This is a genomic window from Kineosporia rhizophila, from assembly GCF_021277265.1.
GTDB classification, from domain to species: Bacteria; Actinomycetota; Actinomycetes; order Actinomycetales; family Kineosporiaceae; genus Kineosporia; species Kineosporia rhizophila.
On sequence record NZ_JAJSOH010000033.1, the window covers coordinates 1 to 23,358 of the forward strand.

The window sequence follows — 23,358 nt, forward strand, 5'->3', positions numbered from 1 at the left end:
CCCGTCCTCGCTCCACCGCACCACGTCACCCGTGCGATAGAGGCGGGAGCCCGTCTCCCCCACGACAAAAGCAGGCCCCGGCCGGCGACGGTGGGCCCCCTAACCCCCCCCGCCCCCCACCCCCCCCCGGGGGAGGGCCCCCCCCCCACCCCGCCCCCCCCCCCCCCACGCGCCCCCCGCCCCAGTCGTACCCGCCTCGCCAGCGTTACCCGCCGCGGCTGGCTTGCCATGCTCATCCCCCACGCCCGTGGACACCCCCGCCGGTGACCATGGGGCGCCCGAACCGGGCAGCGGCGGAGCATCCTCGTAGCGACGCTGCCCGAGGCGACTGGTGAACTCGATGGTTCCGGCCGGAAAGGGTTCGCTGGGCCGGGTGAGACGCAGGGACCAGCCTCCGTGCGTCTTGAGACGGTGGTGAAAACGGCACAGCGGCAACAGGTTGCAGGGGCACGACCGGCCGCCCTTGGCGAACGGGACGGCATGGTCGATGTCGCACTGCGACGAGGCCCGCGGACAGCCCGGGTGCACGCAGGTCTGGAAGCGACCCGTAACGCTGTCGACGACCGTCTGCCGGGGCTTGTACGGGCGTGCGGACTCACGGCAGTTGGCCTGGTCGCCGGGACCGTGCAGCTGGGCGGCCTCACCGGCTGCGGGAACGGGAACCAGCGTGATCTTGCCTGCCTGACGGGCGATCTCGCGAGCATGTTCGGCGGTGATGGCGCCGTGCCCCTGAAGTTCGCCGGGTTCCTGGCTCAGACCCCGCAGAGCGTCGAGGCTCAGTGTGACGATGAGGTGTGGCCGGCGGCCCTGCTGAGTCGGAAGGGCAGGTGGCAGCCACCAGGCCAGGACCGACCGGGCACTGCCGAAGGCATCCGCAGGCAGGAGCTTCGCCACTCGTTCGCCCGCCTGTCCTGAGCTGCTGTCCGCGAATGAGCCAGCCGCAGGTGAGTCAGAAGCAGACGAGTCATCAGCAGGCGGATGGACCGGCACGAAGGGCAACGGCATGCCGGCGAGGATGGCCTGGAAGACCGCCACCGCGGCGTCCGCGCGACGTTGCTGATGAGTTCGCGGGTCGGCCGTTCCACGTCGACGTGCGTCGTCACGGCATCCGTCGGCCAGCGCATCCAGCACCGCATCGATCATGCGCACCGACTCGGCGCGCAACTTCATCTGCAGCCCGCCCATACCGTCTGCCAACGGGAAAGCATGTACACAGCGCTCGCTCCGAGCCTGTCTGGCCCGCTTCTGGCCTGCCAGCGGATCCACCCGCGCAATCTCACGCTGCACGGCCGCCACGGCCGCCCGTCGCGTCTTGCCCGGCAACTGTTCTGCCATCAAACGAGCCACGTGTCGCCACTGGTCGCTACCGGGCTCGAAATGCTCGCGCATACGACCGTGTACGGCCACCACGGTGCGCCATTCCAGCTGCCCCGCGCGCACCATCGCCCACAGCTCCGGCAGTTCTTGGTAGACGTGTACCGAATCGGTGACATGGTTCACCGCTTCACCGCGTGAGAGAGCCAGCGCCATACCAACTTCGGCCGCGGCCGAATCAATACCGTCGATCGCGTCTCCTGGTCCCGACGGCTGAACCTGTGCTGCGCCGGCCAGAACAGCTGCCCTGGCCAGGAACTGGGCTTGCAGGGCGCTGATCCGGCGGATCAGTTGCCCCACTCCGTCGGCCACGCCCAGACAGGCGTTCTCGGTAGCCGTCTTGAGATCGACCGCCAGGATGCTGGCCAGCAGATCGGTGTCGCCGAAGCGAACCAGCTCGACTTCAGGCCAGCTGGAAAGAGTCTCGTCCCCCACAGCCCCCACACCCCCCGGTGTCGGCCACAAACGTCCGTTCGAACGTATGTATGAATAGTAGGGCATATCGAGAGGCCCGAGAACCACGAGCGGTGGTCATGGGATTCCGCCGAGAGCGGATCCCATGACCACTGCGGATCGGTGATTACCTACTTGCGGTAGCGCCTTTCGAACCGGGCGATACGTCCTTCGACGTCGTTGGAACGTGCCCGGCCGGTCCAGAAGGGGTGACTGGCGCTGGAGATCTCCACGTCGACGACGGGGTACTCGTTCCCGTCCTCCCACTCGATCGTGGACCCTGTGGTCACGGTCGAGCGGGTGAGGAACGCCGTCCCGGCACTGCGGTCACGGAACACGACCGGCCGGTACTCGGGGTGGATGCCTGACTTCATCTCAGCCCTGCCGTCCTTTCCATCGGGGGTTCTTCTTGTTGATCACGAAGACCCGTCCCCGTCGCCGTACGACGATCGAGCCGGGCTTCTCCTTCAGGGATCTCAGTGATGCGCGGACCTTCATCGCTCTTCTCTCCTAGGGATCGGTCTCGGTGTGGGGGTTCAGGCGCTGAGGTCGTCGATGTCGGCGTCGTCCGGCGTGCCGAGCCACGGATCGAAGCCGTCGTCGAGGCCGTCCCAGCGCTCCAGTCCCTGTTCCATCTCGTGGCTGGTCATCAGGGCCCGGTCGAAGGCCCGCCGGAAGGCCTCGCGTTGTGGGCCGATCCCGGTCACTCGCAGCCGGGTCGACCGAACCGTCCCCGGCCACGTGCCCGCGGCGCCGATGCTCAACTGGCCGCCGGCGCCGTCCCAGATCCCAACCACTTCGGGGCGACCGGGCAACCAGAAGGTTCCCCGTGCGCGAATCGGCCCGTTCCCCATGGCTTCGAGCTCGGCCTGAAGGCGCTCAGGGTGGAACGGCTTGTGTGAGTGGAGGTCGAGCGTCCAAACGTCCTCAGTGTCGGGCTTCTGGCTCGCCGGGAGCCGCAGTAGATCACCACGGGGGTCGTCGGGTGGGCGCGGCACTGCGAGCAGGCTCTTGGTGTCGGCCTCGGAGATCAGACCAAACAATGGACGATCGCCCGCCAGGCGGTCGAGCAGGTCCAGTTCGCGTTGGTCGGGCGACGTGTCGAACAGGACTGCGTCGGCGTATTCCAGTTGCGCGGCGAAGGCCTCGCCCACGGATCGACGGTCGTCCGGGTTGAGTTCCAGGCCACGCTCGGCCAGCAGTTCGTCGCCGAACAGGTCCTCGCAGAGGGTTGCGGGGGAGGCGGTCGCGACGACCGCAGCCACCCGCGCCCCTGGCACCAGGGCTGCGCCGGGGGAGGGCAGCAGTGCGTGGACCAGGGGGTGCGGTTCGCTGCTGACCGGTAGTCCGACGATGATCTGCGCGGGCCTGCTGTGCGGGTTCTCGGTGTCGTCGACCAGCCCTCGCAGCACCGGCAGCAGGTCGGCGCGCAGGGCGCACGACAGGCAGCCGTGTTCCAGGGGCTGCACGTGCTGGTCGCGCACGCCGGACCAGTCGTGCACAACGCGGTGGAGCCACCCGTCGGGCGTGATGTCGTGGCGCACGGCAACGGCCCCGGGGAGGTCGAGCAGCAGAGCTGCGACGGCGCTGTCGCGCAGGACGGGATCGATCGAGGTGACGGTCAGGACGGGAACGTCGGGCATGCGCAGACCTTAGGTGGATTGAGAATCGTTTTCAATAAGCTAGCCTGATCGCGATTCATTCCCGACCTCGCAGGAGGCAGTCTTGTCCCGGGTGTGCATGGTGACCGGAGCGGTTCCCGGCTTCGGTCACTCCGTCTCGCACTCCCATCGGCGCACCAAGCGCCGGTGGGACCCCAACATCCAGTCGAAGCGCTACTGGGTGCCGTTCCTCGGCCGCCACGTGACGCTCACCCTCAGCGCGCGAGGGATCAAGACGATCGACCGGCGCGGGGTCGAACCGGTCGTCCGGGCGATCCTGGCGCGGGGGGTGAGGCTCTGATGGCGAAGAAGAGCAAGATCGCCCGGGACTCGCAGCGCCGTGAGGTGGTCGCCCAGTACGCCGAGCGCCGTCGGGAGCTGAAGCGACTCAGCATCAACCCCCACGTGAGCGAGTCGGAGCGGGAATCCGCGATGGCGGCGCTGCACCGCCTTCCCCGCAATGCCTCGCCGACCCGTCTGCGCAGTCGGGATGTTGTGGACGGACGTCCGCGGGGCCACCTCGGGAAGTTCGGTCTGTCTCGGGTCCGGTTCAGGGAGATGGCCCATCGGGGCGAGCTGCCCGGGGTCACCAAGTCGAGCTGGTGAGAATTTCTTTCTGGACGACCTCACGTCCGGGGGTGCCCGGAGCGTTTACCTGATGTGAGGGCATCCGGGATCGGCAGATACTCCGAGCGAGCCGGTCCGGAATTCGGGTCATACCGGCTCTGGTCCTCGATGGGGCGGCTCGGGCGGAGGGTGGGGCGGTCGTGTATACGCTGCTGGGGGCAGACGGGCGGTTGTACCGGTCAGACGTGCCGGGGCTTCTGGGCGGGCATCGCCGGCTCAAGGTCTACGGTCGGCTGGACTGCCCGTCTGCGGTGCGGGCGGTCGCCCGCGGTGGATACGTGAAGTACCGGGTGTTCTTCGCGACCGAGGCTGTCGCGGTGGCCGCCGGCTACCGGCCCTGTGGTGCGTGCCTGCCGGCGAAGTACCGGGCCTGGAGGGAGACTCAGGCGTGAGCATGCTGTTCGGAGACGAGTTGCTGGAACGTCCCCGGCGTGAGGTGGCGCCGGGTGCCTATTGGGTGCCGGGGTGGCTCACTCCGGATCAGCAGGCCTGGATCGTGGCGCGGTTCCGGGAATGGGGTGCGGGGCCGGTGCCGCCGCGCGGCGCGGTGGTCAACGGGCACGAGATGAGTGTCAAGACCGTGTGCCTCGGGTGGCACTGGCGGCCGTACCAGTACACCCGCGAGGCCGTTGATGTGAACGGCAACCGGGTGCTCGACTTCCCCGACTGGATGGTCCGGCTCGGGCGCAAGGCTCTGGCCGAGGTCGGGCCGGTCGCGGGGAAGGAGGCCGGGTGGGAGGAGGCTGAGTACACCCCGGACACGGCCCTGGTGAACTACTACGACGCCGAGGCCCGGATGGGCATGCACCAGGATCGGGACGAGGTCTCCCGGGCTCCGGTGGTCTCGCTGTCGATCGGGGACACCTGCCGGTTCCGGTTCGGCAACACCGAGAACCGGGGGCGTCCCTACCAGGACATCGACCTGGCGTCGGGAGACCTGTTCGTGTTCGGAGGTGCTTCACGGCTGGCCTATCACGGGATCCCCAAGGTCTATCCGGGCACCGCGCCGCCGGGGTGCGGCCTGGAGAAGGGGCGGATCAACATCACCATGCGAGTGACGGGGTTGTCAGACGGTCCAGCTCGTGGCGGCCGCCCATGACTCGGCCCGGTCGGTGATCTCGGCGATCAGGCCGCTCTTGGCGTCGGCGTACGCCTCCGCGTCCGGCCAGTCCCGCTGCGCGAGCTGCAGTTTCAGGGCTGCGTAGGCCTGGCGGTCGGCCTGGTCGGTCCGCAGCCAGTCGCGGAACAGCAGATGCCGGCGCTCCCACTCGCTGCCGGCTGAGCAGATGTGCAGGTGCACCGAGCGGTCGGCAGTGCGCATCATGCGATGCCCGGTCTCCCGCACCCCCAGCTGGTAACCGGCCGACTCCAGCGCCGGCACGTAGTCGGCCTCGTCCTCGGCGTCGAACACGCTGAGATCGATGTCGATGATCGGCTTGGCGGTCAGCCCGGGCACCGAGGTCGAGCCGACATGATCCACCCGGAAGGCCTTTTCGCCCAGAGCGCCGACGATCCGCTCGCGCTCCTGGGAGAACATCGCCGGCCAGGACTCGCTGTACCCCGTCAGGACGATGTCGCGCTTCTCTGGGCCGCCGATGAGCTCGAACATCACATGAACAGTATGCCCCGACAACGATGCAGGGCTACACCTATGCCGGGTACGCCCGGATACGCCGGGCGTGCGTCCGCGGCCGCCAACGCCCCGGTCCAGTTCCCGTCCTATGCTGGCGGCTGGGGGCCACGAGACCTGTACGAAGGCGAACGGGAAGGCTGATCGATGGCACTGCTGGAGGGCACCGCCTGGCACGGCAAGATCTGGACCGGAGCCTGGACCACCGGCTCCGGGGGCGTCTACGACGCGGTGGAACCAGCCACTGGGCAGACCATCGCCTCGGTCGGCCGCGCCACCCCCGACGACGTGACCGACGCGGCCTCGACTGCCGCCGCCGCCCAGAAGGACTGGGCGCGCCGGCCCTTCGAAGAGCGCGCGGCCGTACTACGCCGAGCCGGAGACCTGCTCGCCGCCTCGGCCGACGAGATCAAGGGCTGGCTCTCCCGCGAGTCCGGGGCCATCCCGCCGTTCGGCGACTTCCAGGTCCACACCAGCTCCCAGGAGTGCTATGAGGCCTCGGCCCTGCCCAGCCACCCGTACGGCGAACTGCTCCGGACGGGTGCTCCCCGCCTGAGCTTCGCCCGGCGCCTGCCGGCCGGCGTGGTCGGGGTCATCGCCCCGTTCAACGTCCCCACCATCCTCGCTATCCGGGCCATCGCCCCCGCCCTGGCCCTGGGCAACTCAGTGATCCTCAAGCCCGACCCGCGCACCGCCATCTGCGGCGGCGCCGTGTTCGCCCGGGTCTTCGAAGAAGCCGGTCTGCCTGCCGGGGTGTTCCAGGTGCTGCCGGGAGGTGCCGACGTCGGTGAGGCGCTGATCGTCGCCCCCGAGGTCCGGGTCATCGCGTTCACCGGTTCGACCAGGGCCGGGCGGGCCGTCGGGGCGATCGCCGGGCAGCACCTCAAGCGGGTGCACCTGGAGCTGGGCGGCAACTCGGCCCTGATCGTGATGCCCGACGTGGACGTGGAGAAGGCCGCCGCGGTCGGGGCCTGGGGCACGTTCCTGCACTCCGGCCAGATCTGCATGGCCACCAGCCGGCACCTCGTGCACGAGTCGATCGCCGACGCCTACGCCGAGTCGCTGGCCGCCCGGGTGGAGAAGCTGCCGGTGGGCGACCCGTTCCGCGAGCAGGTGGCGCTGGGGCCGCTGATCGACGCCGGTCAGCGCGACCGGGTGCACGAGCTGGTCACCACCAGCGTCACCGCCGGGGCGCAGCTGCTCACCGGGGGTTCCTACGAAGACCTGTTCTACCGGCCCACCGTGCTCGCCCGGGTGCCGCAGCAGGCCCCGGCCTACCAGCAGGAGATCTTCGGGCCGGTCGCCCCGGTCACCTCCTTCTCCTCGGTGGACGAGGTGGCCGCGCTCGCGGTCGGCTCGGAATACGGTCTGTCGCTGGGCATCCTGACCAAGGACGTGTATGCCGGGCTTGAGCTGGCCGAGCGGGTCCCGACCGGCCTGGTGCACATCAACGACCAGACGGTGAACGACGAGGCGGTGGCGCCGTTCGGTGGGGTCGGGGCGTCGGGCACCGGTGCGCGGCACGGTGGTGCGGCCGCGAACATCGAGGCCTTCACCGAGACCCAGTGGGTCACCTTGCGCGGCGACCTTCCGGTCTACCCGTTCTGAAAAGCGCTGGGGAAGCCGAGTTCCTGTCCGAGCTCGGCTCCCGCTCGTTCCAGTAGACGCTCCGCCTCGCGCATCGCGGTCTCGGCGCTTCCGGCCAGGTCGACCAACGCCGTCACCGAGCCCACCCCCAGCTCCGCCAGCCCATCCCGGGTGGTGACCCGCCCGGCGATGATGGCGGCGGGGACGCGGTTGGCATGCGCCCGCCGCAGCACTTCGGCCGGGGCTTTGCCGTGAGCGCTCTGCTCGTCCCAGGATCCCTCTCCGGTCACCACGAGATCGGCGCCGGCCAGAGCTTCGTCGAAGCCCACGGCGTCGAGCACGAACGGTGCTCCGGGAGTCAGCTTTCCTCCCAGGCCGTGCAGGATGCCTGCCCCCACTCCGCCGGCCGCCCCCGTTCCCGGGATGTTCGGCTCTCCACCCAAGAGCTGCGCCCAACGGGCCATCGCTGCGTCTACGGCGAGAACCTGTTCCGGCGTCAGGCCCTTCTGCGGTCCGTAGACGTGGGCTGCGCCGTCAGGTCCGGTGAGGGGATTACGGACGTCCGTCACGGCGACGATCTCGACTGCCCTGAGTCGCTGGTCCAGACCCGACAGATCCAGTTCGGCGACCTTCAGCAACCCGGCCGCGTCATTCGTCACCAGTTCCCCGTCGGCATCGGTGGCCACCGCACCGAGCGCCGACAACAGCCCAAGCCCGCCGTCGGTGGAGGCACTTCCGCCGATGGCGATGTGGATCGTGCGTACCCCCAGATCCAGTGCCGCCCGTACGGCCAGTCCCAGCCCCCAGGTACTGGATCCCAGGCCGTCGAGTTGGCCACCGGGCAGTTGCACGATGCCGCAGATCTCGGCGAGTTCGACGAACGCCTCGTCACCCCGGCGCCCGATCATCGAGCGGCGGGGGAGAAGGGTGGGCCCGGCAACATCGACCGGCTCCGCCTGGAACCCGTTGTCCAGCAGCACCGCCAGAGTTCCGTCGCCCCCGTCGGCCACCCCGCGCACCCGGATCTCGGCCTCAGGTAGGGCCGAGCTCAGACCTCGGGCGATGGCGGCGTTCGCGGTGGCCCCGTCGAGGGACCCCTTGAACTTGTCCGCAGCGACCAGGACACGGTGGGGCGTCGTCACAAGGGCCTCCTTCGGCACGCCCGTATTGTGACATCACCCGAGCCGGACCAGGGGTCAGGAGGATGTGGCCTGCGGCTCGGCCCCCTCGGCGTAGCACAGCGCGTACGCGGCGTCGGCCTTCTCGGTCAGCTCGCTGACCTTGGTCATCAGCTCGGTGACCTTCTGGCCGTCCTCCTCGTTGCTGACGGTCACGCTCGCGGCCTCGTTGCTGGCCGCCTCGACCTGGGCCGACAGGTCGCGGTACTGCTCGCAGGCCTCACCCTTCGAGGCCTCGGAGACCTGGCCCGTGCTCTTGGTGCCGCCGTCACCACCCGCGTCGGGGGTCTTCTCGGCGTCACCTCCGCTGCAGGCCGTGAGCAGGACGGCGGTGGCGAAGGTGGCCAGGGCAAGGGCTCGAGGAGGACGCACGTCGCCGAGTATGGGTACTGGCCGGGCCCCGGGTGAAGCGGCTTGGGCCGGTCTTAACTGCTTCCTCCGCGAAGCTTGACCTCGGATCAGCGAGTGACCAGCCGGTCGCCGAAGATCGGGTCCGGATTGGCCTGGGCCTGGTACACCGAGACCGGTGTGGCCAGACTCAGCCACGCGGCCTGGGGCAGCAGTGCGGCCGCCGCGGCCTTGTCGTGCCGGGCCAGCAGGGGCAGGGAGGCTGCGGTGACCACAGCGTCGGTGGCGGTCCACGCGGCGGCCAGCACGGGGCTGCGCCGCCGGAAGTAGGCGTAGGAGAAGCTGACGTACACAGCAGCGTCTACTGCGGCGAGCGCGAGCAGACGCTTACGGTCAGGCCCCTCGACCGAGCGGGCAGCCCGGATCGTGGCCACCGACCAGCCCAGTTTGGCAATGGCCCAGGCCGGCCCGAAGGCGGCCGCCGGTGGCGCGTAGGGAGCCTGGCGCAGCGAGCGGTAGTACTCCGGGTCTTCCGGGCGTCCGGCCGCGGCGCCGGCCGCCATCAGGCCGACGGTCAGGGCCAGCGGCTTACCCATGCTGCGAAGAACGTTCATCGCCCCAGTCTCGGCGCCCGACCGGCATCCCGCACCTGCGTACTACCTGGTGAAGAGCCCGGCGAGGAGGAACTCCGGCCCGAAGTAGGGGCTGTTCTCGCCCTGTGGGCGCATCGGCCGGATCTCGACCTCCTTCAGGTCCTGGAACAGCCAGCGCAGGTCGTCGGGCGTGAACCCGAGCCCGCCGCCCAGCGATCCCTCCCGGTACAGCTCCATGTCCGGCGACTCCGACCCCATCAACCCGGAGGCGAAGCAGGCGACCCCGAAATGCCCACCCGGAGCAAGCAGCCGGTCGATCAGGTCGAGGTAGCCGATCCGGCGGTGCGGCGGGAGGTGCGGCAGGCAGCCCGAGTCGTAGATCAGGTCGTACGGGCCGGTGAGGACGGCACCCCCGTCCTGGAAGGCGTCCCCCTGGTGGAAGGTGACGTCCAGGTCGCGGGTGGACGCCCGCTCCCGCGCCCAGGCGATCGCCTCCGCCGAGAGGTCGATCGCGTCTACCGAGAAACCGTTCGTGGCCAGGAACAACGCGTTCCGGCCGGGCCCGCAGCCGAGGTCCAGGGCCCGGCCCGGCCGGACCAGACCGCGGCCCAGGTAGTCGGCCAGGTTCTCGTCGGGCTTCTCGGCGAAGAAGGGCACCGGACGCTCGCGATCGCTGTAGAAGCCGTCCCACCAGGCGCCGTCGGTATTGCCCGTCCAGCGGCCGTTCGAAGTGGGGAACGCCTCGTCCAGCATGCGCAGAACGTCGTCGATCGACCGCAGACTGCGTCCGCCCGGAGCCACCCGATCCACTGTGCCCGCCTTTCCGCGTGTTTCGTCGTTCGCGGAAACCTACCCCTTGTCGGCCGTTCCCTCCTCGGCCAGGGCTTTCCACAACGCCTCGGGCACCCGGGCCGAGGCCGCCCGGACGTTCTCGGTCACCTCCCGGGCACTGCGCATCTCGAGCAGCACGCCGGCCACCTCGGGAAATCGCAAGGGTCGGGCGATCGCGGCCTCGAGCGGGGTGACGCCGTGCGCCTGGCACACCGCGGCGGGCAAATCAGATGTGGCGGGGAAATCAGATTTGAGGACGCCTGTGGCCACCATGGTCAGGTCGCCTCGGCGAACGATGGGGAGGAGTCGGGAGACGGCCGACGAGTCGGCCCGGACGATGTCGGCGGAGCTCTCCTGGACGAACCAGCTGAGCACGGCCGGCCGGCTCGTCCCCACCCCGAAGGCCCCGATCGTGCCCTGGTCGCGCAGTTCGGCCAGCGTGGGCGCGGCCTGCTTCAGCGCCCGTTCCCAGTCCTCGTCCGGATCGGGCAGATACACGATGTCCAGCCGGTCGGTGCCGAGCCGGTGCAGACTCTCCTCGATCGCGCGCAGCACCCCGTCCTGGCTGAAGTCCCTGACCAGGCGAAGGTTCTGGCCGGGTTCGCGGCCGTGCTCCAGGGAGAAGGTCCGGGTGGCAGGCACGAGCCGCCGCCCGACCTCGCACGAAAGCACGTACTCGTCACGGGGATACTGCGCCAGTACTGCCCCCAGCCGCTTCTCGGCCAGCCCGAGCTCGTGGTGCGGCGCGGTGTCGAAGGAGCGGACTCCCAGGTTCCAGGCGGTTTCCACGGTCTGCTCGGTGTCCGGGGCGGCGCAGGTGTAAGCGAAGCCGATCGGGCCCAGCTTCGCTCGGAGGGAAAGCACTGCGACTACCGGGGAATCGGCCGTAGAGCGTGCGATCCACCGTCGACGGCCAGGAGCGTACCGGTGGTGGAACCGGCTCGGGGGCTGGCCAGGTAGCAGATGGCGTGGGCCACCTCGTCGGCCGAGATCAGCCGGCCCATCGGCTGCCGGGCGTCCAGCGCCGCTCGCTCGGCGTCCGGGTTCTCGGCCGAGTCGAGAAGGCGCTGCACCCAGGGAGTGTCGGCGGTGCCGGGCTGCACGCAGTTCACCCGGATGCCCTCGCGCACGTGGTCGGTGGCCATCGCCAGGGTCAGGGCCTGCAGGGCGCCCTTGGACGTGCTGTAGGCGGCCCGCTGTTCCAGCCCGGTCCAGGCGGCGATCGAGCAGGTGTTCACCACCACGGGCGACTTCGACTGCCGCAGCCAGGGCAGGGCGGCGCGGGTGATCCGGACCGCGCCCAGGACGTTCACGTTCAGCAGGGCCAGGAAGGTCTCGTCGGGGGTGTCCTCGATGGTGCCGCGCGCGCCGATCCCGGCGTTGTTCACCACCACGTCGATGCCACCCAGCAGCACCGCGGCCTTCGTCACCGCGTCCTCGGCGGAGGCCTGGTCGGAGACGTCGCAGACGATCTGGGCGATGCCCTCGTCGGCGCCCTGGTTCAGGTCGAGCGCGGCCACCTTCGCACCGCGGGACTGCAGTTCCAGCGCGGTGGCCCGGCCGATGCCGGAGGCGCCACCGGTGACGATCGCCCGGATCCCCTGGTACTCACTCATGCCTGCTCCATCCTGAGTCTCCTGGCCGGCCTGCGGACCTCAGGGCACCATCCAGCTGAGCACCGGTGAGGCCTGAAGCACCACGATCAGGCACATTACCGGCAGAAGGATCAGCGTGGCCCGCAGAACCGAGCGGAACAGCTCGCCCTCCCGTCCGGCCAGGCCCACCGCGGCCGCCCCGATCGCCAGGTTCTGTGGGCTGACCATCTTGCCGAGGACCCCGCCCGAGCCGTTCGAGGCGGCCAGCAGCACCGGATCCAGACCGGTCTCGGCCGCCGCGCTCACCTGCAGGGCCCCGAACAGCGAGTTGGACGAGGTGTCGGAGCCGGTGACCGCGGTGCCGAACCAGCCCAGCAGCGGCGACAGCAGCGCGAAAAGGCTTCCGGCCCCGGCCAGCCAGGCCGCCAGCGTGACCGTCATGCCGGAGGTGTTCATCACGTAGGCGATGCCCAGCACGGCCACCACGGTCAGGATCGCCGTGCGCAGCTGAACCAGGACCTTGCCGTAACAGGCCACCCAGTCACCGATCCCGAGCCTGAGCACCAGCCCGGTGAGCACCCCGGTGAGCAGCAGCACGGTTCCGCCGGAGACCAGCCAGTCGAACTTGAAGGTGGTCAGGGCCAGTTCGGAACCGTCCGGCCGGACGATGTCCAGACCGGGCCAGCCGAATGTGACCGTGGTCTTCGAAAGCTGTTCCTTGACCGCGGGAATCGCGACGATGCTGAACAACGCGATCACGATCGCGTAGGGGGCGAAGGCCAGGTAGCGGTCACGGCGGTCGTCGTGAGGGTCTTGGACCGCCAAAGTGGACGGACGCTCGTCCTCTGTTCGATCTGTCGCCTCACCGGAGGCGACGGTGCGGCTCTCGGTGCCCCGATCGTCGTCCATCGTGGTCTGGATCGTGGCGGGCGACCAGGTGCGCAGGAACGCCAGGGCGGCCGCGGCGGCGGCCAGCGCCGCGACGATGTCGGTGAGCTCGACCGGGCCGTAGTTGGACACGGCGAACTGGGCCCCGGAGAACGTGAGCGCGACAACGCCCGCCAGCGGCCAGACCTCGCGCAGGCCCTTACGGCCGTCGAGCAGGTAGAGCAGCAGGAACGGCACGAGCAGGGCGAGCAACGGCACCTGCCGCCCGGTCATCGCGCTGACGTCGCGCAGCGGCAGCCCGGAGACCTGGGCCAGAGTGATCACCGGGGTCGCCACCGCACCCCAGGCCACCGGCGCGGTGTTCGCCACCAGTGCCGTGGTGGCCGCCTTGATCGGGGTCAGGCCGATCGCCACCAGCATCACCGAGCAGATCGCCACCGGCGCCCCGAAACCGGCCAGGGCCTCCAGCAGCGCGCCGAAACAGAAGGCGATGATCACACCCTGGATCCGGATGTCCGGGCTGATGTTGGTGAACGTGCGCTGCAGCACGTCGAAATGCCCCGAGCGGCGGGTCAGCTCGTACACCCAGATGGCGTTGATCACGATCCACATCACCGGGAAGAGGCCGAACGCCGCCCCCTCGGTGGCCGCCAGGAAGGCCTGGTCGGCGGGCATCGACCAGACCACGAGCGCGACCAGCAGCGCGAGCACCAGACCGGTGACCGCGGCCAGCCAGGCTCTGACCCGGAACACCCCGAGCAGGACGAACAGCACGAGCAGAGGGATCGCGGCGAACAGGGCCGACCAGGCGAGACTGTCGCCCAGCGGAGCCGTTTCCTGCTGATACACCAGGGCCTCCCGAAGACGCACGGCGGTGTGACGGTCTGGAGGGTTCAGCCACCATGGTGCGCCGGATCGCCCGAGGCTGACATCTGTAGGTGCTGGTGTGGGCTTTAATCCTGGGATGACTGGGGACGAGACGATCGGGTCGGCCACCGCCCGCCGGCTGACCGCCGAACTGGCCCGCCTGCAGCGCGAGGGCCGGTACCCGAGCCTGGTGGCCGGGGTCACCCGGGGCGGTCGGCTTCTCTGGAGCGGCGGCCGGGGAACGGTGGACGGGGCGGTGCCCGGTTCCGGCACGCAGTACCGGATCGGGTCGATCACCAAGACCATGACGGCGGTGGCGGTACTCCGGCTGCGCGACGAGAAGCTGCTCACGCTGGACGACCCGATCGGTGACCATCTGCCCGAGGTGCCCTTCGGGGAGCGGACGATCGGGCAGTTGCTCGCCCACGAGGCCGGGCTGCGGGCCGAGCTGCCGGGCGAGTGGTGGGAGCGGGTGGCCGGGGTCGCGTGGGCGGAGTTCGTGGACCGGCTGCGCCGTGAGGACGTGCTGTTCTCGGCCGGGCGCCAGTTCCACTACTCGAACCTGGGTTACGCCGTGCTGGGGGAACTGGTGGCCCGGCTGCGGGGACGCCCCTGGTGGGACGTCCTGCGCGAGGAGGTCCTGGACCCGCTCGGGATGAGCCGCACGACCTACCACCCCGGCCCGGGCGCGGCTGCGGGATGGGCCGTTCACCCGTGGGCCGACCTGGTTCTGCCGGAACCCGCCCACGACACCGGCGTGGGCGCCCCCGCCGGTCAGTTGTGGTCCACGGTGGAGGATCTGGGACGCTGGGCCGGGCTGCTGCTGGGCGACCAGGCGTCCGGTGTGGTGGACGCCCGGACCCTCTCCGAGATGATCCGGCCGACCGGGGTGGACGTCGGTGGCGGCCGCCGGGGATTCGGGTTGGGCCTGTTCAACTTCGGGCGGCCGGACGGGGCCGTGGTCGGGCACGGCGGCTCGATGCCCGGCTTCGTGGCTGCCCTGTTCGTCGAGCCGGCCCAGCAGACCGGGGTCGTGGTCCTCGGCAACGCCACGACCGGTGACAGCACCGGCACGCTGGCGATGACGCTGCTCGACGTGATGCGCGAGCACGAGCCCTGGGCCGGGCCGGTCTGGGCGCCGCTGTCACAGGTCGACGAGGAGGCCCTGTCGCTGGTGGGGCCCTGGTACTGGGGTTCGAGCGCGATGGCGGTGCGGCTCAGCAGCGCCGGTCTCGAACTCGTCGTGCTGGGGCGCAGCGGGCGCTCCGGGCTGTTCCGGCGCGACGACGACGGGTACTGGGTGGGGCAGGACGGGTATCACGAGGGGGAGCGGCTGCGCCCGGTGCGCGACGCCGAAGGCCGGGTGACCGCCCTCGACATCGGCACCTTCGTGTTCACCCGTGAACCCTACGAGGCGGGCGGGCCGATCCCGGGCGGGGTCGATCCGGGCGGCTGGCGCAACGGCCTCTAGTCCTCGAGCACGCGCCAGCCGTGCGCCTCGACCTCGACCCGCCGCCGGACCGGCCGGTCGAGGTCGAAGGTGTAGGGCTGGTCCGAAAGGTTCAGCAGGACGACGAGTCCGGGACCGCCGTCCGGGTTCACCGCCTCGTAGGCCAGCGTCTCGTTGGCCAGGTGCAGCTGGCGGAACCCGGCGCGGACCAGCCAGGCGTGCCGCCGGCGCAGGCCGATCAGCTCCTGGTGCAGCCGGTACACCGGGCGGCCGAGCTCGGACAGCTCGGCCGGGGTGGCAGGGAACTCGGGCCGGATCTCCGCGTCCCCGTCGGCCCGCTCGTACTTCACACCGCGGAAGGCCTGCTCATCACCGGCGTAGATGCTGGGCACCCCGGCCACGGTGAACAGCACGGCCAGGACGTGGCCCAGATGACGCGGGTCTTCCAGACGGCTGGCGATGCGGGTGACGTCGTGATTGCCGGCGAAGATCTGGGGCGTGAAGCGGGCCGCGAACTCGCCGTGACGCTCCAGGGCCCAGGCCAGTTCCCAGAGGTTGGCGTCGTTCAGGCTGCTCCACAACGCCTTCCAGAGCTCGTACTGGGTGACCGAGTCGAGCTCGGCGTCGGCGGCGATCTGCGCGTAGTCGCCGTGGATCACCTCTCCGAGGAACCAGGCCTGCGGGTGCGAGGTGCGGACCTCGCCGATCACGGCCCGCCAGAACGAGGTGGGCACCGCGTAGGCCGCGTCCAGACGCCAGCCGTTGGCGCCCCGGTCGAGCCAGAACCGCATCACGTCGGCCACGTACCGCTGCACGTCCGGGTTCTCGTGGTTGAGCGCCACCAGGTGGGAGTGGCCCTCGAAGTCGCGGTAGGCGAAACCGTCCGGGGCGTCGGTGGCGGTCAGGTCGAGGTGGAACCAGTCGCGGTACTGCGAGTCGCCGCGGTGCTCGAGAACGTCGCGGAACTGCGGGAAGTCGCGGCCGACATGGTTGAAGACCCCGTCCAGCAGCAGCATCACGCCCCGCTCGCGGCAGTCCCCGACCAGCCTCTCCCAGTCCTGCAGCTGCCCGAGCCGCGGGTCGATCCGGAAGTGGTCGACCGTGTCGTAGCCGTGCGTCTGGCTGGCGAAGACCGGCCCGAGCAGCAGGCCGTTGGCGCCCAGGTCGATCAGGTAGTCGAGCCAGGGGGTGATCCGGGCCAGCCCGGGCCCCGGCTCGCCAGTGGCGGTCGACGGGGCGCCGGTGAAGGTGAGGGGGTGGAGCTGCCACCAGATGACGTGGTCCGACCAGGCTGTCACCTGAGTCAGGGTATGTGACGGGGTGCCGGGGTCGGCGGGGGATAGACGATCGGCTCGGTGTCACGCGGAGCGGGCACTGCGTAGAGGGGAGCCGGCTCGCCCTTGTCCCTGGGCCCGGCGAAGCGCCGCATCCGCTTGTTCTCGTACATCGCCTGGTCGGCGCGCATCAGCAGGTCCTCCGGATCGCTGTCCGGGCTCTGCGTGAACGCCAGCCCGATGCTGGCCCCGACCTCCACCTGCAGGCGGTCGCCGAAGTAGGACGCCGTCTCGGTCAGCGCCCCGGAGACCTGCCCGGCCAGTTCCTGCACCGCCTCCAGCGAGGGGCTGGGGGCCAGCACCACGAACTCGTCACCGCCGACCCGGGCCGCGTACGCGTCCAGCGGGACCGCGCCGACCAGAGCGGTGGCCATCCGGCAGAGCAGGTCGTCGCCGGCCGGGCGGCCGAGCCGCTCGTTGACGGCCCGGAAGTTGTCCAGGTCGATCATCAGCACGCCCAGGCCGGAGCCGGGCGCCCGCAGCGCCCCGATCTCCTCGGTCAGCTGCTCCTTCATGGCCAGCCGGTTGCCCAGCCCGGTGAGCGAGTCGGTCTGGGTCTGGCGCACCCGCCACTGCTCGTGGGCCTGCCGGGCGGTCACGTCGCGCATCTGCACCAGGATGTGCTCCGGGCGGTCCTGGTCGTCCCGGGTCAGGGTGACCACGAGGTGGATGAAGATGTGCCCGGTGCCCACCGGCATCCGGGTGGTGTGCTCCAGCGTGTCGTTGGCGAAGGTGCCCGCTGGTTCGGAGACCAGCAGGGCGATGTCCTGGATCAGGGACTGGTGCCGCGCCTGCTGGGCGGGATCCCCCGGGTGGGCCGGGGCGTCGGTCAGCTGCCGGCGGTTGGGGGTGGACTGCGGAGTGGCTCCGGGCCCCCCGAGCACGTCGGCCAGCGTGAGCCCGACCAGTTCGGACCGCCCGGTGAGGGTCTTGGCGGCGGGGTTCACCCGCACGATGCGTCCGGCCTCGGGCCCGGAGACGGCGAGCACCGCGATGCCGTCGGAAGCGTGGTGGAAGGCCGCCGCGAACAGCTCCTCGGCCGACCGGCGGGCCTTCTCGGCCGTCTCGTGGCGGGTCACGTCGCGGGCGAAGACGTGCCGGCCGGGTACGTGGCGGGACGCCCAGATCTGGTAGTCGACCAGCTTCTGGGTGCCGTCCTTGCAGACCAGCGACCCCCGTTCGACCTTCGCGAGGCCCGCGGCGTCGTCGGCCGGACCCTGCGAGAGCCGGCTGGTGATCATCGCCCGGTCCGGCGGCGGCACCAGCAGCTCGACCAGGTCGGCGCCCACCGCCTCGTCCCGCGGCCAGCCGAAGGTCTGCTCGGCCGCGCTGTTCCAGTAGGTGATCCGGCCCTGCTCGTCGCAGGAGTAGAACGGGTCCGGCGTGGTCTCGAGGATCTCGTTGGCGTGCATCGACTGCTGGGCCAGCCGCTCGGTGGCGTGCCGGGCCCGGTCCAGCGCGTCGCCCATCTGCACGATGCCGATCGCGTGGTCGGCCAGGATCCGCAGCATCTTCACCTGGCCGTCGCCGACCGGGTGCGGCTGCTCGTCCCAGGCGCAGAGGGTGCCCACCACGTGGCCGGTCACGGTACGCAGCGGCACCGAGGCGTAGAACCCGATCCGGCCCAGGGTGCCGTCCATCATCGGGCTGCGGGCCAGGTCCGGGACCTGGGAGGCGTCCTCCACGACCAGTTCCTCGCCGGAGCGCACCACCAGGTCGCAGGGGATGTCCTCGCGGGGGAACCGGCCCATCGGCTCGCCGACCGAGGCGATCGAGTGCAGCCACTCCTCGTCCACGATGTTGATCGTGGCGTTCGGGCTGTCGCACAGCTCGGCGGCCAGCGAGACCACCTTGCCGATCCCGTCCGAGACCGGCGCCTCGAGCAGGCCCAGCGCGTGCACCGCCTCGACCCGGGTCTGCTCCCGGTGAGCGGCCTCGATCTGCGACCCCCTGCTGCCCGGCTGCCCCACCAGTTCATCCACGCGCTCGGTATCGGCAGATCGGGCTCTCCCCCTGAGCAGAGACCGGACCTGAGTGGACCTGAGTGGATCTGAGTGGACAGGAGTGGACACGGCGGAAACCCGGGGGCAGCGGGGCCCGGCCTCTCGGTAGCATCGGGTCCGCTGCTCTTTCTGCGAGCACATCGACGAGTCTTCGAGGAGTCACCGTGTCAGCCCAGGTCACCGTGTCCGTATCCGGTTCACCGCGGGAGGTCGCCGCGGGAACCACGGCCGCGGACCTGTTCGCCGACGACCGTGCCGTGCTGGTCGCCCGGGTCAACGGCGAGCTGCGCGACCTCACCCACGAGCTGGCCGCCGGCGACGAGGTCGAGCCGGTCACCGCGGCCGACCCGGAGGGCCTGGCCGTGCTCCGCCACTCCGCCGCCCACGTGCTGGCCCAGGCCGTGCAGGAGACCTTCAAGGAGGCCAAGCTCGGGATCGGGCCGCCGATCCGCGACGGCTTCTACTACGACTTCGACGTGGAGAAGCCGTTCACCCCGGAAGACCTGAAGGCCCTCGACAAGGCCATGCAGCGGATCATCAAGGAGGGCCAGACCTTCCGCCGCCGCGTGGTCACCGACGACGAGGCCCGGGCCGAGCTGGCCGATGAGCCGTACAAGCTCGAGCTGATCGGTCTCAAGGGCGGCAACAGCGACGCCGAGGGCGCCGACGTCGAGGTCGGCGCCGGTGAGCTGACCATCTACGACAACCTCAACCGCAAGGGCGAGGTGGCCTGGAAGGACCTGTGCCGGGGGCCGCACGTGCCCAGCACCCGGCTGATCGCCAACGGCTTCCAGCTGATGCGCTCGGCCGCCGCCTACTGGCGCGGCAGCGAGAAGAACCCGCAGCTGCAGCGCATCTACGGCACCGCCTGGGCCACCAAGGACGAGCTGAAGGCCTACCTGGAGCGCCTCGCCGAGGCCGAGCGCCGCGACCACCGCAAGCTCGGCACCGAGCTGGACCTGTTCAGCTTCCCCGACGAGATCGGCTCCGGCCTGGTGGTGTTCCACCCCAAGGGCGGCGTGATCAAGCGAGTGATGGAGGACTACGTCCGGCAGCGGCACATCGAGGAGGGCTTCTCCTACGTCGGCACCCCGCACATCTCCAAGGGCCAGCTGTTCGAGACCTCGGGGCACCTGCCGTACTACGCCGACACCATGTTCCCGCCGATGGACCTGGAGAACAGCCAGTACTACCTCAAGGCGATGAACTGCCCGATGCACAACCTGATCTTCAGGTCGCGCGGGCGGTCCTACCGTGAGCTGCCGCTGCGCCTGTTCGAGTTCGGCTCGGTCTACCGCTACGAGAAGTCCGGCGTGGTGCACGGTCTCACCCGCGTGCGCGGTCTGACCCAGGACGACTCGCACAGCTACGTCACCCCCGAGCAGGCCCCCGACGAGATCCGGCACCTGCTCAAGTTCGTCACCGGTCTGCTCAGCGACTTCGGCCTGAGCGACTACTACCTCGAGCTGTCCACCCGCTCCGACGACCCGGCGAAGAAGGACAAGTTCGTCGGCTCCGACGAGGACTGGGCCAAGGCCACCGAGGTGCTGCGCCAGGTGGCCGAGGAGTCCGGCGCCGAGCTGGTGCCCGACCCGGGCGGCGCCGCGTTCTACGGGCCGAAGATCTCGGTGCAGGCCAAGGACGCGATCGGCCGCACCTGGCAGATGTCCACCATCCAGTACGACTTCAACCAGCCCAAGGGCTTCGGTCTGGAGTTCGCCGCCGCCGACGGCACCCGGCAGCAGCCGGTGATGATCCACTCGGCCAAGTTCGGTTCTCTCGAGCGGTTCTTCGGGGTCCTGGTCGAGCACTACGCCGGCGCCTTCCCTCCCTGGCTGGCCCCGGTCCAGGCGGTCGGCATCCCGGTCACCGACGAGCACGTGCCCTACCTGAACGAGGTCGCGGCGAAGCTGCGCGCGGCCGGCGTGCGGGTGGAGGTCGACGACTCGGACGACCGGATGCCCAAGAAGATCCGCACCCACACCAAGCAGAAGGTGCCCTTCATGCTGATCGTGGGCGACGACGACGTGGCCAAGGGGGCGGTCTCGTTCCGCTTCCGTGACGGCTCGCAGGACAACGGCGTGCCGGTCGAGGCGGCGATCGAGCGGATCACCGAGGCGATCCGCACCCGCGCGCAGGTCTAGAACCACCAAACTGAGGACGTCCGCGGAGCCTCCGCGGACGTCCTCAGTCTTGTCAGTGGTTGCTTTTGCGGACCAGCTTCTCCAGCGGCAGGAAGGCCAGGAGGCAGACCACCAGCGGCAGGAAGTGGATCTTCAGGGTCAGGTACGTGCTCAGGTGGAAGAGCATGAAGCCGAGGATCATCAGGTAACGCAGCCGGCCCCGGGCCACCAGCAGCAGCGGGGAGAGCAGTTCCACGGCGAAGATCAGGAACTGTGACGCGGTCAGGATCCACGGCGGCTCGAGCATCGCCCGGCCCAGACCGGTTCCGCGCCGGGTCATCGCCCAGGCGAAGGTGGATCCGGTGACCCAGTCCCAGCCACCGAAACGGATCTTCGCCACGGTGGACAGGAAGTACGTGGCCACGCAGGCGATCTGGATCGCCAGCAGGGCCCAGCCGGCCGCCTCGGAGCGGGTCCGGCGGTCGTTCGCCCGAGCCGCGCCCACGGTGGGCAGCAGCCAGAGCGCGGCGATCAGCGGGAAGTGGTCGTGGTCGATCTTGCTGTAGGACATCCCCACCGAGACCCAGTCGGTGAACGCCGCCGCCACCAGCAGCCCGGCCGTGAGCGTCAGCCAGGCGGGGATCCGGCGGAACGCGCTGAGGACCATCAGCAGGCAGCCCAGGATCACCAGAACCCGCAACGTGTAGACGTATCCGGGGAACGGGGTGGGCAGGTGCAGGATCTCGCGCAGGTCGATCGGCCGGTAGAGCAGGTCCGAGTTGCGGGAGAGCGCGGGCGGGTCGGCGACCACGAAGAACATGTCGTAGACCACGAACAGGTACACGAACACCCGCAGCACGGCCACCCGGGCCAGGGGGAGTGGCTCGAAGACCCATCTGCGCAGGGCGGATTCGCGGGCGGGGGCCTCGGTGACGGCCGTCTGCGTACTCATTTGCGGCCTTCCTGACCACTCTCACCGGTGTTCTCGCCGGTGTTCTCCTGGCTGTTCTCGGGGGCCCGCAGATCGACCGGGACCTTCGCCGCGTCGGCCGGGGCACCCGACGGCGGCAGTGACTCCGGTACCAGGGTGTTGGCCGGCCAGCCGACGATGGTCTCCTGGCTGGTGCCCACGTCGCGGCCGTTACGCAGCTCGGTGACCTCCTGGCAAAGCCAGAGCTGGGTCAGTTCCGGAGCGTCCGGGTGCCGCTCGGCGTAGTTGGCGGCCAGGGTGGACAGCAACTCCGGCTCGCGCACGAACCGGGTCTGCTGTCCTTCCACCTCGGCCCGGGCGATACCGATGTTGTTGGTGCTCAGCGCCACCCGCTGCAACATGCCCTCGGAGTCGACGGCGGCCAGGAAGGTGGCGCGGATCGCGTCGTTCGTGCCCACCCGGAAGGCGAACTGGCTCATAGGCGCGAACGGCCAGTGTACGTCGTTGCCGAACACCGAACCGTTGGCGATCAGCAGTGTGCCCACGGTGAGGGCCACGGCCCGCCAGGCTCGGCTACGGGTGGAGAGCCGTTTCACCGGCGGCTGTTCGGCTGTACTGGGCACGCCAGTAATCTAGGGCCTATGCCGCAGCCCGATCTCCCGTCTCCCCGTCCCGTGCTGGTCTTCGACGGCGACTGCGGAATCTGCACCAAGCTGGCCGGGGTGGTCACCGGCTACCTGAAGCCTCCGGCGGCGGTGGAACCGTGGCAACGGCTCGACCTGGCCGCCTACGGGCTGAGCGTCGAGGCGTGCGTCGAGGCGCTGCAGTACGTCGACGCCGAGGGCAACGTCTACGCCGCCGAGCTGGCGGTGGCCCGGCTGCTCAAGGCTTCTCGGCCGTGGGCCCGCCCGGCCGGTTACGTGATCGAGCTGCCCGGCGTGCGTCAGCTGGCCGGGGTGATCTACCGCTGGGTGGCCCGGAACCGGCACCGTCTGCCCGGGGGTACGCCGGCCTGCGCAATGCCCCCGGCGGGCCCTCCGAAGGCCTGATCGCTGCCTATGGCAGTGACGCTGCATCGTCCTTGACCCCTCCGGGGCACTGAGTGCCTCATGGTGACCAGGAGATCACCTACGGTCAGGAGGACGCTGTGCTCGGGGTTGACGGTGAGACGCGGGTACGCGATGTCCAGGTCGACGAGTTCCAGGTCCGCAGCAGTGATCTCACGTTCCGGCTGGACGTGGCCATCGACCTGGAGCGCCTGGTCACCGCCGCGCCCGCGCGCTGGGCGGTGAGTGCCCTGGCCGAGCAGCCGCACGACCAGGCCCGGCGCGAGCGGGCGGTGGCGGCCGTGCGGGCCGTGGGCAAGAGCCTGCGGGAGGGGACCAGCCGCTTCGACCTGGCCGTGGTGCGCATCGGCGGTGAGGGCATGCCGGGCGGGCTGCTGGTGCTCTACGGGCAGGAGCCGCGCACGGGGGAGCGGCTGGCCTACATCCTGACTCCGGCCGTGCGGGTCGCCGATCTGCTGGCCGCCGACCGGGGGCAGCTCGCCCGGGAGCTGGTGGACGGCCTGAGCCCGCTCGACGTCAGCGGCACCCTGGAGGGGTCGTGGGAGGTCCGGGTGAAGGACGTCCTGAACCGCCTCGGGCCCTGGCTCATTTCCGGGGCCGACGAGGTCAGCAGCCTGTCCATCGTGCGGGCCGAGCCGACCCCGGCCCCCTCGACCGGGCGGCACACGCGCGAGCGGCGAGGGCTCGGCCGGGCCCTGGGCCGGCTGGGCCGGGCCACCGGCGGGGTGCACCAGGTCCGCGCTTAGCGACCGCTCGGCGCACCGCACGTGTGTCGGCCTTGCGACGTACGTCACTCCCCACCTGAATAGGGAGATCGA

General features: G+C 70.3%; 25 protein-coding genes. 9 read left to right on the forward strand and 16 right to left on the reverse strand.

Going from position 1 to position 23,358, the window contains the following annotated elements:
* Positions 1-99 precede the first annotated feature (99 nt).
* The 4 genes from LWF15_RS30795 to LWF15_RS30810 all read right to left on the reverse strand — a co-directional run bounded on the left by LWF15_RS30795 (position 100) and on the right by LWF15_RS30810 (position 3,470).
* Positions 100-1,809: an HNH endonuclease signature motif containing protein gene (locus LWF15_RS30795; RefSeq protein WP_232814491.1), complete on the reverse strand. Its 1,710-nt coding sequence runs from the start codon at positions 1,807-1,809 to the stop codon at positions 100-102.
* 149 nt (positions 1,810-1,958) lie between these two features.
* Positions 1,959-2,201: a type B 50S ribosomal protein L31 gene (locus tag LWF15_RS30800; protein WP_232814492.1), complete on the reverse strand. Its 243-nt coding sequence runs from the start codon at positions 2,199-2,201 to the stop codon at positions 1,959-1,961.
* 1 nt (position 2,202) lies between these two features.
* Positions 2,203-2,325 carry a type B 50S ribosomal protein L36 gene (gene ykgO / locus LWF15_RS30805; protein ID WP_232814493.1) on the reverse strand — a complete coding sequence of 41 codons (123 nt, stop codon included), beginning with the start codon at positions 2,323-2,325 and terminating at the stop codon, positions 2,203-2,205.
* A gap of 38 nt (positions 2,326-2,363) precedes the next feature.
* Positions 2,364-3,470: a GTP-binding protein gene (locus LWF15_RS30810; protein ID WP_232814494.1), complete on the reverse strand. Its 1,107-nt coding sequence runs from the start codon at positions 3,468-3,470 to the stop codon at positions 2,364-2,366.
* 82 nt (positions 3,471-3,552) lie between these two features.
* Between LWF15_RS30810 and rpmB the strand changes: the two genes are divergently transcribed.
* The 4 genes from rpmB (at position 3,553) to LWF15_RS30830 (ending at position 5,214) form a co-directional block, all read left to right on the forward strand.
* Complete coding sequence (gene rpmB / locus LWF15_RS30815; protein WP_232814495.1) at positions 3,553-3,789, forward strand: 50S ribosomal protein L28; 237 nt, start codon at positions 3,553-3,555, stop codon at positions 3,787-3,789.
* On the forward strand, positions 3,789-4,094 hold the full coding sequence (rpsN, locus tag LWF15_RS30820; protein WP_232814496.1) for a 30S ribosomal protein S14: 306 nt from the start codon (positions 3,789-3,791) through the stop codon (positions 4,092-4,094). Before rpmB ends, rpsN begins: the two co-directional genes overlap by 1 nt.
* Positions 4,095-4,255: 161 nt before the next feature.
* A complete protein-coding gene (locus LWF15_RS30825; RefSeq protein ID WP_232814497.1) occupies positions 4,256-4,507 on the forward strand; it encodes an Ada metal-binding domain-containing protein in 252 nt (83 codons plus the stop codon).
* Between the two features lie 2 nt (positions 4,508-4,509).
* Positions 4,510-5,214, forward strand: a complete 705-nt coding sequence (locus tag LWF15_RS30830) for an alpha-ketoglutarate-dependent dioxygenase AlkB family protein (RefSeq protein ID WP_232814564.1) — start codon at positions 4,510-4,512, stop codon at positions 5,212-5,214.
* Here LWF15_RS30830 and LWF15_RS30835 read toward each other — a convergent pair.
* Positions 5,182-5,724 carry a GrpB family protein gene (locus LWF15_RS30835; protein ID WP_232814498.1) on the reverse strand — a complete coding sequence of 181 codons (543 nt, stop codon included), beginning with the start codon at positions 5,722-5,724 and terminating at the stop codon, positions 5,182-5,184. The two genes, LWF15_RS30830 and LWF15_RS30835, sit on opposite strands and share 33 nt — an antisense overlap.
* A gap of 168 nt (positions 5,725-5,892) precedes the next feature.
* Between LWF15_RS30835 and LWF15_RS30840 the strand changes: the two genes are divergently transcribed.
* Complete coding sequence (locus LWF15_RS30840) at positions 5,893-7,353, forward strand: benzaldehyde dehydrogenase (RefSeq protein WP_232814499.1); 1,461 nt, start codon at positions 5,893-5,895, stop codon at positions 7,351-7,353.
* On the opposite strand, the gene LWF15_RS30845 is transcribed toward LWF15_RS30840, so the two are convergent.
* The 7 genes from LWF15_RS30845 to LWF15_RS30875 form a co-directional block, all read right to left on the reverse strand.
* On the reverse strand, positions 7,341-8,474 hold the full coding sequence (locus tag LWF15_RS30845) for a glycerate kinase (RefSeq protein ID WP_232814500.1): 1,134 nt from the start codon (positions 8,472-8,474) through the stop codon (positions 7,341-7,343). The two genes, LWF15_RS30840 and LWF15_RS30845, sit on opposite strands and share 13 nt — an antisense overlap.
* A gap of 54 nt (positions 8,475-8,528) precedes the next feature.
* Positions 8,529-8,882 carry a hypothetical protein gene (locus LWF15_RS30850; protein WP_232814501.1) on the reverse strand — a complete coding sequence of 118 codons (354 nt, stop codon included), beginning with the start codon at positions 8,880-8,882 and terminating at the stop codon, positions 8,529-8,531.
* An 86-nt stretch (positions 8,883-8,968) separates the two neighbouring features.
* Complete coding sequence (locus tag LWF15_RS30855; RefSeq protein WP_232814502.1) at positions 8,969-9,472, reverse strand: tryptophan-rich sensory protein; 504 nt, start codon at positions 9,470-9,472, stop codon at positions 8,969-8,971.
* Positions 9,473-9,514: 42 nt separating this feature from the next.
* Positions 9,515-10,204, reverse strand: a complete 690-nt coding sequence (locus LWF15_RS30860; RefSeq protein ID WP_269811139.1) for a class I SAM-dependent methyltransferase — start codon at positions 10,202-10,204, stop codon at positions 9,515-9,517.
* 96 nt (positions 10,205-10,300) lie between these two features.
* Positions 10,301-11,146 (reverse strand): aldo/keto reductase, encoded by an 846-nt coding sequence (locus LWF15_RS30865; protein ID WP_232814504.1) that lies wholly within the window; start codon positions 11,144-11,146, stop codon positions 10,301-10,303.
* A 5-nt stretch (positions 11,147-11,151) separates the two neighbouring features.
* Entirely contained in the window at positions 11,152-11,898 is a 747-nt protein-coding gene (locus LWF15_RS30870; RefSeq protein WP_232814505.1) for an SDR family NAD(P)-dependent oxidoreductase, read from the reverse strand.
* Between the two features lie 39 nt (positions 11,899-11,937).
* On the reverse strand, positions 11,938-13,614 hold the full coding sequence (locus LWF15_RS30875; RefSeq protein ID WP_232814506.1) for an L-lactate permease: 1,677 nt from the start codon (positions 13,612-13,614) through the stop codon (positions 11,938-11,940).
* A gap of 115 nt (positions 13,615-13,729) precedes the next feature.
* Between LWF15_RS30875 and LWF15_RS30880 the strand changes: the two genes are divergently transcribed.
* A complete protein-coding gene (locus tag LWF15_RS30880; protein ID WP_232814507.1) occupies positions 13,730-15,103 on the forward strand; it encodes a serine hydrolase domain-containing protein in 1,374 nt (457 codons plus the stop codon).
* On the opposite strand, the gene LWF15_RS30885 is transcribed toward LWF15_RS30880, so the two are convergent.
* Entirely contained in the window at positions 15,100-16,380 is a 1,281-nt protein-coding gene (locus LWF15_RS30885) for an alpha-amylase family glycosyl hydrolase (RefSeq protein ID WP_232814508.1), read from the reverse strand. The two genes, LWF15_RS30880 and LWF15_RS30885, sit on opposite strands and share 4 nt — an antisense overlap.
* A 5-nt stretch (positions 16,381-16,385) precedes the next feature.
* The gene (locus tag LWF15_RS30890) at positions 16,386-18,398 is read right to left on the reverse strand and encodes a sensor domain-containing diguanylate cyclase (RefSeq protein WP_232814509.1); all 2,013 of its coding nucleotides are present in this window, start codon (positions 18,396-18,398) and stop codon (positions 16,386-16,388) included.
* Between the two features lie 185 nt (positions 18,399-18,583).
* On the opposite strand from LWF15_RS30890, the gene thrS reads away from it, so the two are divergent.
* Positions 18,584-20,563, forward strand: coding sequence for a threonine--tRNA ligase (thrS, locus tag LWF15_RS30895; protein ID WP_232814510.1), 1,980 nt, complete (start codon positions 18,584-18,586; stop codon positions 20,561-20,563).
* 52 nt (positions 20,564-20,615) lie between these two features.
* Here thrS and LWF15_RS30900 read toward each other — a convergent pair whose 3' ends face one another.
* Complete coding sequence (locus LWF15_RS30900; protein WP_232814511.1) at positions 20,616-21,494, reverse strand: hypothetical protein; 879 nt, start codon at positions 21,492-21,494, stop codon at positions 20,616-20,618.
* On the reverse strand, positions 21,491-22,096 hold the full coding sequence (locus tag LWF15_RS30905) for a hypothetical protein (RefSeq protein WP_232814512.1): 606 nt from the start codon (positions 22,094-22,096) through the stop codon (positions 21,491-21,493). The genes LWF15_RS30900 and LWF15_RS30905 overlap by 4 nt, the downstream gene beginning before the upstream one ends.
* Before the next feature lie 18 nt (positions 22,097-22,114).
* Between LWF15_RS30905 and LWF15_RS30910 the strand changes: the two genes are divergently transcribed.
* Positions 22,115-22,522 carry a thiol-disulfide oxidoreductase DCC family protein gene (locus LWF15_RS30910; RefSeq protein WP_232814513.1) on the forward strand — a complete coding sequence of 136 codons (408 nt, stop codon included), beginning with the start codon at positions 22,115-22,117 and terminating at the stop codon, positions 22,520-22,522.
* 53 nt (positions 22,523-22,575) lie between these two features.
* Positions 22,576-23,286 (forward strand): hypothetical protein, encoded by a 711-nt coding sequence (locus LWF15_RS30915; protein ID WP_232814514.1) that lies wholly within the window; start codon positions 22,576-22,578, stop codon positions 23,284-23,286.
* Positions 23,287-23,358: the final 72 nt, after the last annotated feature.

Excerpts from the sequence above, each read along its gene's own strand:
- LWF15_RS30910 (WP_232814513.1), top strand. The coding sequence starts at position 22,115 with ATGCCGCAGCCCGATCTCCCGTCTCCCCGTCCCGTGCTGGTCTTCGAC.
- LWF15_RS30840 (WP_232814499.1), top strand. The coding sequence starts at position 5,893 with ATGGCACTGCTGGAGGGCACCGCCTGGCACGGCAAGATCTGGACCGGA.
- LWF15_RS30870 (WP_232814505.1), bottom strand. The coding sequence starts at position 11,898 with ATGAGTGAGTACCAGGGGATCCGGGCGATCGTCACCGGTGGCGCCTCC.
- LWF15_RS30830 (WP_232814564.1), top strand. The coding sequence starts at position 4,510 with ATGCTGTTCGGAGACGAGTTGCTGGAACGTCCCCGGCGTGAGGTGGCG.
- LWF15_RS30835 (WP_232814498.1), bottom strand. The coding sequence starts at position 5,724 with ATGTTCGAGCTCATCGGCGGCCCAGAGAAGCGCGACATCGTCCTGACG.
- LWF15_RS30855 (WP_232814502.1), bottom strand. The coding sequence starts at position 9,472 with ATGAACGTTCTTCGCAGCATGGGTAAGCCGCTGGCCCTGACCGTCGGC.
- LWF15_RS30810 (WP_232814494.1), bottom strand. The coding sequence starts at position 3,470 with ATGCCCGACGTTCCCGTCCTGACCGTCACCTCGATCGATCCCGTCCTG.
- LWF15_RS30880 (WP_232814507.1), top strand. The coding sequence starts at position 13,730 with ATGACTGGGGACGAGACGATCGGGTCGGCCACCGCCCGCCGGCTGACC.
- LWF15_RS30900 (WP_232814511.1), bottom strand. The coding sequence starts at position 21,494 with ATGAGTACGCAGACGGCCGTCACCGAGGCCCCCGCCCGCGAATCCGCC.
- LWF15_RS30860 (WP_269811139.1), bottom strand. The coding sequence starts at position 10,204 with ATGCTGGACGAGGCGTTCCCCACTTCGAACGGCCGCTGGACGGGCAAT.
- ykgO (WP_232814493.1), bottom strand. The coding sequence starts at position 2,325 with ATGAAGGTCCGCGCATCACTGAGATCCCTGAAGGAGAAGCCCGGCTCG.
- LWF15_RS30800 (WP_232814492.1), bottom strand. The coding sequence starts at position 2,201 with ATGAAGTCAGGCATCCACCCCGAGTACCGGCCGGTCGTGTTCCGTGAC.
- rpsN (WP_232814496.1), top strand. The coding sequence starts at position 3,789 with ATGGCGAAGAAGAGCAAGATCGCCCGGGACTCGCAGCGCCGTGAGGTG.